Raw genomic sequence first — 6,254 nt, 5'->3', positions numbered from 1 at the left:
CCGCCAGCGCCGCCACCGAGCAGCCCGCCGAGCACGTCGCCGATGCCGCCGCCGCCCGCGGATTCGCCCGCGCCATCCGACGAATCCGACTTCTTCGAGAACTGCTTCGCCAGGAACGCGAGCACGATGGGCGCGAGGATCGGCAGCAGCTTGCCGATGAGGTCGCCGGTGCCGCCGCCCTTCGACTCCTTGGCGTCGAGCGCCCGCACGACCTGGTCGGTGTTGGTGCCGAACACGTTGTGGACGATCTTCCTCCCGTCGTCCTCGTCGACGTCGGCGAGGTTCACGCCGCCCTCCACGAGGGCCGGATCGTGCGACTTCACCGCCTTCTCGAGCGAGGCGGCTCCGGCCGGGTCGGTCGCGTTCGCCCCCATGCCTGCGAGCAGGGCGGGCAGCGCGTCGTCGACGGCCTTCCTCGCCGTCGCCTCGTCGACGCCCAGCTTCGCGGCGATGTCGCCGATCGGCAGGCCGGCCTTGATCTCGTCGAGCGACGCCATGCGGATTCCCCGTTCCCGCGTCCGCCGTCGGACGCTCCGATTCACGGTAGCCCCGCGGATGCCGCGGCGGAAGGGGCGTGCGGCCGGCTCCCTCCGTTCGAGGCGAGCTCAGTCGAGCTCGGTGCGGGCCAGGCGCAGGCGCAGGCCGTCGAGCAGCATCTCGAGTCCCGACTCGAACGCCCGGTCGCTGCGCGGCGCTCCCCGCTGCGCGCCGGGGACGAGGCGGCCGAGGGTGCGGGTCGGCGTCTCGGGGCGCCAGACCTCGTCGGGCGACGCGAGGTCGAGTCCGAAGCCGATCGAGAACGCGTCGATGATGGCGACGATCTCCAGCACGTCGTCGTCGGGGAACCCGGCGCCGGAGAGGGCGGTGGCGAGCAGGTCGTAGCCGGCGATGACGGTCGGGTCGGTGATGGTCTTGCCGACGATGAGCGGGATGAGGAACGGATGCTCCGCGTACATGCGCCGCTCGGCGCGCAGCATCCCCTCGACGACGAGGTCCCACGGCCCGTCGAGCTCGAGGGGCATGTACTGCTCGCCCAGGCGGCCCCGCATGAGCTCGATGATCTCGTCGCGCCCGGCGACGTGGTTGTAGAGCGACGACGGCGTGACGCCGAGACGGCGGGCGACGGCGTTGACCCCGAACGGCTCGCCCGCGTCGACGAGCTCCATGGCGGCATCCGCGATACGGTCGGTCGACAGCAGCGGGGTCCTCGGCCTGGGCATCGGGGCCTCCTTCGTCCACGTCAGCCTACGGGCGGGAAATTGCCTCTTCCCGAATGCGGCTCACGTCTGCATAATAAACGAACACCATTCGTTTATGTCGAGCACACCGCCGTGCCGAGCACCCGGAGGTCCCCGTGTCCCACCCCCTCCCGTCCGTCCGCGTCCCATTGCGGCTGCCCACTGCGATCGCCACCTTCGGGATCGGCATCGCCGGCTACCTCGGCGTGAACCTCTCGCCGTACATGATCTCGGCCCTGCAGTCGGCGCTGGGCACCGACGTGCTCACCGCCAGCTGGATCGTGACCGGCGCGCTGCTGCTCACCGCGATCACCGGACTCGCGACCGCGAAGCTCTCCGCCGGACGCCGTCGACGGACGGTCGCCCGGGTCGGCCTGATCCTCTCCGTGGTCGGGTTCGGCGCGGCCGCGCTCATCCCGGCGCCCGGCGTCGTCGTGGCCGGCCTGCTCATCGGCGGCTTCGGCGCCGGCGGCGCGGTGTCCTCGTCGGGCGCGGCCATCGCGGCCTTCCTCAACCCCGACCGCGTCGCGGGCATCAACGGCCTCGCCAACCGCGCCGTCGTCACCGTCATCCTCGCCGTCGTGCCGCTCGTCGGGCTCGCGCCGATCAACGTGTTCGGCACGCTCGCCCTGTTCGCGCTCATCGTGCTGTTCACCTCGGCGTGGCTGCCCGCAGCGCCCGCCGTCGACCACGCCACGGCGACGGGGGCGGCGGATGACGCGCCGCTCGCGGCATCCGCTTCGCACGCGGCATCCGCTGCGTCGCCCGCCGTCCGCCGCCCCCGCCGCATCGAGACGATCGCCGGCCTCGCGCTGCTCATCACCTTCGCGCTGTGGGCGGCGAGCGAGGACTCGCTCTGGGCCATGGCCGGCGTCATGGGCGCCGAGCAGGCGGCCCTCACCCCCGAGGGACTCGGCCTCGCCCTCAGCGGCGCCACCGCAGGCGGACTCGTCGGCGCGTTCCTGCTCATGATCGTCGGCGACCGGCTCGGCCGGGCGGTGCCCCTCGCGGTCCTCCTCGTCGCGGGCGGCATCCTGAAGATCGTCGAGGGGCTCGTCACCGACCCGACCTCGTTCATCGTGGTGTTCATCGTCTGGAACACCGTCTACGCGATCGCGTTCATGTACTTCGTCGCCACGTCGGCGGGCCTCGATGCCGACGGCCGCTGGTCGGGCCCACTGCTCGCCGTGTACCTCGTGGGGTCGAGCCTCACGCCCGTGATCGGCGCCGCCCTCGTCGAGGTGTTCGGCTACCAGGGGTTCACCGTGGTGCTCGGCATCGCGAGCTTCGTGCTGGCGGTGCCCGCGTTCCTCGTCGCCCGCGTCTCGAGCCGCCTGCAGCGCACCGAGGAAGCCGCGGCCGCACCCGCCACACCCGCCGCGGCCGCCACCCCCGCCACCACCACGACCGAGGAGGTCTCCGCATGAGCCGCACCATCCACGTCAACGGCCGCATCTTCACCGCCGACGAGCCGGCCTGGGCCGAGGCGATCGTCGTCGACGGCGGCCGCATCGCGTTCGTCGGCTCCGACGCCGGGGCGCGTGCGGCAGGAGGGCCGGATGCCACGACCGTCGACCTCGGCGGCCGCGTGTTGCTGCCCGGCTTCATCGACGCGCACACCCATCTCGTGGGCACCGGCCACGCGCTCGGCCGCGTCGGCCTCACCGACGCCCGCACGCTCGAGCAGATCCAGGAGCGCCTCCGAGCGGCGCGCGACGCCGATCCCGATGCGCCGCGGCTGCTCGGACGCGGCTGGCTGTTCGACTCGGTGCCCGGCGGCGCGCCCACTGCCGCGATGATCGACGAGGTCGTCGCCGACGTGCCCGTCTACCTCGACGCCAACGACTACCACTCGGTGTGGGTGAACTCCGCCGCGCTGCGCGAACTCGGCATCACCCGCGACACCCCCGATCCGATGGGCGGCCGCATCGGCCGTGACGCCGCCGGCGAGGCGAACGGGATGCTCTTCGAGACCGCCGCGCAGCAGTACGCCTGGGAGCACGTCTCGAGCGTCACCACCGACGCCGACCGGGACGCCGCGATGGAGCGCACCCTCGCCGCCTACCTCGCGGCCGGCGTCACCGGCGCCGTCGACATGGGACTGGACGACCTCGCGCTCGGCGCGCTGGATCGCGCCGCCGAGCGCCGCGGTGGCACGCTGCCGATGCGAGTGCTCGCGCATTGGCTCGTCGGCAACACCGGCGACGAGACGGAGAACCTCGCGCAGGTCGACCGGGCGATCGAGCTCGCCGGCGAGCACCGCCCCTGGCTCGCGGTGGTGGGCATCAAGCTCGTGCTCGACGGCGTGATCGACGCGTGCACGGCCGCGATGCGGCATCCGTACGCCGACGGCTCGAACGCGGAGCCGATCTGGCCGCTGGAGGCGCTGAGGCCCGTCGTCGCCGCGGCCGACGCCGCCGGCCTGCAGATCGCGCTGCACGCCATCGGCGACCTCGCCAGCGATGTCGCCCTCGACGCCCTCGAGCACGCGCACGCCGTCAACGGCAACCGACCGCGCCGCCACCGGATCGAGCACCTCGAGTACGCCGCCCCCGAGACGGCGGCGCGCGTGGCCGCGCTCGGGGTCACCGCGTCGATGCAGCCCGTGCACGCCGATCCGGCGATCTGGGCGAACTGGGCCGCGATGCTCGGCGACGAGCGCGCCGACCGCGGGTTCGCCTGGACGGAGTTCCGCGACGCGGGCGCGCTCCTGGCCTTCTCGACGGATGCCCCGACGGCGCCGCACGAGGCCCTCCCCAACCTCTACATCGCGGCCACGCGCCGGTCGGCCCTCGACGGGTCGTACCCGGCGAACCACCCCGAGTACGCGCTGCCGCTCGAGGAGGCCGTCGCCCACGCCACCCGCGACGCCGCGGCGAGCTGCCTCGAGGAGCACGAGCGCGGGCGCATCGCGGTCGGCCTCGCCGCCGACTTCGCGGTGCTCGACCGCGACCCGTTCACCGAGGGCGCCGACGTGCTGCTCGAGGCGCGGGTCGTGCGCACGGTCGTGGCGGGGCGCCCGGTGTACGAGGCGCCGGATGCCGCTCAGGCCGAGCCCGAGGTCGAGCCCGAGGCATCCGTCGCCTGATCAGCCGCGTTCAAAACCTTGTGTTCGGTGCGGATCGTCGCGACACGCGCACCGAACACAAGGTTTCGACGAGCGGGTGTCTCGGGGGCGGCGGGCGGCGCTCGGCAGAGGGTGGCGGGCGGCGGGGCTAGTCCTCGGCGGACGCCCGCGACAGCACCTCGCCGCGGAAGAACGCCGGCCGCTTCCACGCCTGCCAGAGCATGACCGCGACGCCCGAGAGCAGCACGGCCATACCGAGCACGAACACGAGGCCCACGCCGAACACGTTCGAGCCGCTGCCGTAGTCGGGGTTCATGCTGTCGATGAGCGTGGTGAAGAAGAGCGTCGCCAGGATGACGCCGCCGATGAGCGGGAACAGCAGCGTGAAGAACACGTTCCGCACCGACCGCCACCAGACCCGGCGGAAGAACCACACGCACGCGAACGCGGTGATGCCGTAGTAGAAGCAGATCATCATGCCGAGCGCGGTGATCGTGTCCCACAGCACGTCCTCGCTGAGGAAGCGCATGACCGCGTAGAAGGCGGCGGCCACGATGGCCGAGACGATCGTCGCGTAGCCGGGCGTGAAGAACCGCGGGCTCACCGACGCGAACTTCTCGGGGAGCGCGCCGTAGTGGCCCATCGCGAGCAGCGTGCGCGCCGGCGACACGAACGTCGACTGCAGCGAGGAGGCCGAGCTCGTGAGCACGGCGAGCGAGACCAGCACGGCGAGGGGGCCGAGGATCGGGCCCGCGAGGTGGAAGAACACGTTGTCTTGGATGTCGGGGTTGCCGAGCCCGTACTCGCCGGTGCCCACGCCCGCGTAGGCGATGAGCGCCACCGCGATGAGCAGGTAGAGCACGACGATCGTGACGACGGTGATGGTCGCCGCGCGGCCGGGGGTCTTGTGGGACCCGCGCGTCTCCTCGTTCATCGTGAGCGTGACGTCCCAGCCCCAGAAGATGAAGATCGACAGCGACAGGCCCGCCGCGAACGACGAGAACGACTCGACGGCGAACGGGTTGAACCAGCTGAGCTCGATGGGCGTGGCATCGAAGGCGTTGCCGTTCGCCACCTCGACGAGCGCCGCGACGGCGAACACCACGAGCACGACGACCTGGAATCCGACGAGCCAGTACTGCAGCTTCTGCGTGGTCTGCATGTCGCGGTACGACACCCATGTGGCACCCAGCACGAACAGCAGGCACACCCCGACGTTGATGAACGGGTTGGCCGCGAGGTCGGCGATCTCGGGGTTGCCGGCGACCTGCGAGATGAGCAGGAAGAGGAAGTCGACGGCGATGCCCGCGAGGTTCGACAGCACGAGGATCGTCGCCGCGACGAGGCCCCAGCCGGCCATCCAGCCGATCCACGGGCCGAACGCACGCGTCGCCCACGTGAACGAGGTGCCCGAGTCGGGCATCCGCGTGTTGAGCTCGCGGTACCCGAACGCCACGAGCAGCATCGGGATGAAGCCCACCAGGATGATCGCCGGCACCTGCACCCCGACCTCGGACACCGTCGGGCCGAGCGCCGCCGTGAGCGTGTAGGCCGGTGCGATGCACGAGATGCCGATCACGATCGCGCCGATCAGGCCGACCGATCCGGCCGACAGGCCCTTCTTCGAGATGCCGTGCGTCGAACCATCGACGGCGGCGGTGGCCTCGGTCAGGGGTGCGGCCGGCGGTTGCGGTTGGTGCGTCATTGCGATCCCTCTCAGGGGGTGGTCGTGCGCGGAACCACGATCATGGGCACCGGCAGTTCGCGGAGCATCTTCGCCGCGGTCGATCCGAGGAACAGGTGGTGGGGCCGCGCGAGGCGGCTCGAGCCGGTGATCCAGGACCAGGACCTGCACGTGGTGTTCTACGTGAACCAGAACGCCAAGAACTTCCAGATGATGCGGTACGGGCGCCGCTGGCACGTGTTCATCAACCACGGCGAGTCCGACA

Annotated in this window: 5 protein-coding genes and 1 pseudogene; 3 read left to right on the top strand and 3 right to left on the bottom strand. The window is 71.7% G+C overall.

Annotation, left to right across the window (positions count from 1 at the left end; genetic code table 11):
• Both GH736_RS15120 and GH736_RS15115 read right to left on the bottom strand, forming a co-directional pair.
• On the bottom strand, nucleotides 1-497 hold a 497-nt coding region (locus GH736_RS15120), incomplete at its 3' end, for a DUF937 domain-containing protein (RefSeq protein WP_159604774.1).
• 108 nt (nucleotides 498-605) lie between these two features.
• A complete protein-coding gene (locus GH736_RS15115) occupies nucleotides 606-1,220 on the bottom strand; it encodes a TetR/AcrR family transcriptional regulator (RefSeq protein ID WP_159604772.1) in 615 nt (204 codons plus the stop codon).
• Between the two features lie 134 nt (nucleotides 1,221-1,354).
• Here GH736_RS15115 and GH736_RS15110 point away from each other — a divergent pair, with 134 nt between their 5' ends.
• Both GH736_RS15110 and GH736_RS15105 read left to right on the top strand, forming a co-directional pair.
• Nucleotides 1,355-2,665, top strand: a complete 1,311-nt coding sequence (locus GH736_RS15110) for an MFS transporter (protein ID WP_203230794.1) — start codon at nucleotides 1,355-1,357, stop codon at nucleotides 2,663-2,665.
• Entirely contained in the window at nucleotides 2,662-4,326 is a 1,665-nt protein-coding gene (locus GH736_RS15105; protein ID WP_159604770.1) for an amidohydrolase, read from the top strand. The genes GH736_RS15110 and GH736_RS15105 overlap by 4 nt, the downstream gene beginning before the upstream one ends.
• Before the next feature lie 127 nt (nucleotides 4,327-4,453).
• Here the strand turns inward: GH736_RS15105 and GH736_RS15100 are convergent, their stop codons facing one another.
• Nucleotides 4,454-6,010: an APC family permease gene (locus GH736_RS15100; RefSeq protein ID WP_159604768.1), complete on the bottom strand. Its 1,557-nt coding sequence runs from the start codon at nucleotides 6,008-6,010 to the stop codon at nucleotides 4,454-4,456.
• A gap of 24 nt (nucleotides 6,011-6,034) precedes the next feature.
• Between GH736_RS15100 and GH736_RS24605 the strand changes: the two are divergent.
• A pseudogene (locus GH736_RS24605) lies at nucleotides 6,035-6,254 on the top strand (hypothetical protein); the annotation flags it as partial.

Source organism: Agromyces humi, from assembly GCF_009720255.1.
Lineage (GTDB): Bacteria > Actinomycetota > Actinomycetes > Actinomycetales > Microbacteriaceae > Agromyces > Agromyces humi.
The sequence above is the reverse complement of the archived record's forward strand: the minus strand, read 5'-3'. Positions and strand labels throughout refer to the sequence as shown.

Excerpts from the sequence above, each read along its gene's own strand:
- GH736_RS15105 (WP_159604770.1), top strand. The coding sequence starts at position 2,662 with ATGAGCCGCACCATCCACGTCAACGGCCGCATCTTCACCGCCGACGAG.
- GH736_RS15115 (WP_159604772.1), bottom strand. The coding sequence starts at position 1,220 with ATGCCCAGGCCGAGGACCCCGCTGCTGTCGACCGACCGTATCGCGGAT.
- GH736_RS15100 (WP_159604768.1), bottom strand. The coding sequence starts at position 6,010 with ATGACGCACCAACCGCAACCGCCGGCCGCACCCCTGACCGAGGCCACC.